The 1,592-nt window shown below is 40.3% G+C and carries 1 protein-coding gene; it reads right to left on the bottom strand.

The window, feature by feature from the left end:
- A partial coding sequence (locus tag ACVC7Q_RS09880) for a mucin-binding protein (RefSeq protein WP_447265724.1) occupies positions 1-1,592 on the bottom strand: 1,592 nt, incomplete at both ends.

Below are 1,592 nucleotides of genomic sequence, written 5' to 3'. Positions count from 1 at the left end.
GAACTCTTGGTCTACTTTGGCATCAAAGTCAAAGTTCTTGTTGGCTGCATCTGAGAAGCCATCGCTAACGAGTTCATAACCTTTACGTTTGTATGCTGCAATCTTATCAGCTGTGCTGTAATCAATTACTTCACCTGATTTACCATTGACCTCATCACGACTTAATTCAGCAGTACCTTTTTCATTGACATACTTGATGATAGCCTTTTGCGCATCTTTCACGTATGTTACAACTTCTTCAACGTCTGCTGCTCCAGCTTTAACACCTGTGACTTCTGGTACCACCAATTTATTAGCAGTATAGCCCTTGATGACTGGTGATTTCACTGCATCGAAAGTATCATCACTTGTAGTCCATTCACGGTAGTCGATGTGACCAGTTACCAAGTTAACGTATGCGAAGCGTTTGAAGTGAAGAGTTTCTGTCACATCATCTTTCGCTTTAGAGCCATCTTCGTAAACATAATGAATTGTACGTGTTACATCGTCTTTGTTCACCAAATCTTTAACTGGATCTGGCCATTTTGGTGTATCTGGATCTTTTGGATCAACTGGTTGATCTGGATTTGGTTTTGGTTTGTCTGGATCGATTGGTTCGATGCGTTCGCGAAGAGTAACTGTAAACTCTTGGTCAAATGCTTTATCAAAGTCAAAGTTCTTGTTAGCTGCACTTGTAAAGCCATCGCTAACGAGTTCATAACCTTTACGTTTGTAAGCTGCGATCTTATCAGCTGTGCTGTAATCAATTGCTTCACCTGATTTACCTACGACTTGGTCACGGCTCAATTCAGTGTTGCCTTTTTCATTGACATATTTAATGATGGCTTTTTGAGCATCACGAACGTAAGTTACTGTAACTTCAAAGTCTGGTGCTGTCGCTTCAACTCCTGTTACAGCTGGAACTACATCTTTATCAGCAGTATAGCCTTGGATTTTTGGAGTTAAAACAGTATCAAAAGTAGTATCCTCTGATGTCCAAGGACGATAATCCACATGACCGGTTACCAAGTTGACGTATGCAAAGCGTTTGAAGTGAAGGGTTTCTGTCACATCATCTTTTGCTTTAGAGCCATCTTCGTAAACATAATGAATTGTACGTGTTACATCGTCTTTGTTAACTACATCTTTGACTGGATCTGGCCATTTCGGTGTATCTGGATCTTTTGGATCAACTGGCTGATCTGGATTTGGTTTTGGTTTGTCTGGATCGATTGGTTCGATGCGTTCACGAAGAGTAACAAAGAATTCTTGGTCTACTTTGGCATCGAAGTCATATTTCTTATTCACAGAATTCGTGAAACCATCGTTGACTAATTCATAACCTTTGCGTTTAAATCCTGAAATCTTACCATCTGTGCTGTAATCAATCGCTTCACCGGATTTACCATTGACCACATCACGATCTAATTCCACATTTCCTTTTTCGTTGACATACTTGATGATAGCCTTTTGCGCATCTTTCACGTATGTTACAACTTCTTCAACGTCTGCTGCTCCAGCTTTAACACCTGTGACTTCTGGCACTACCAATTTATTAGCAGTGTAACCTGTGATAACTGGAGATTTCACTGCATCGAAGGTATCATCACTTG

Source organism: Streptococcus sp. W151, from assembly GCF_053010205.1.
This window is presented reverse-complemented; position numbering and strand designations above follow the sequence as displayed.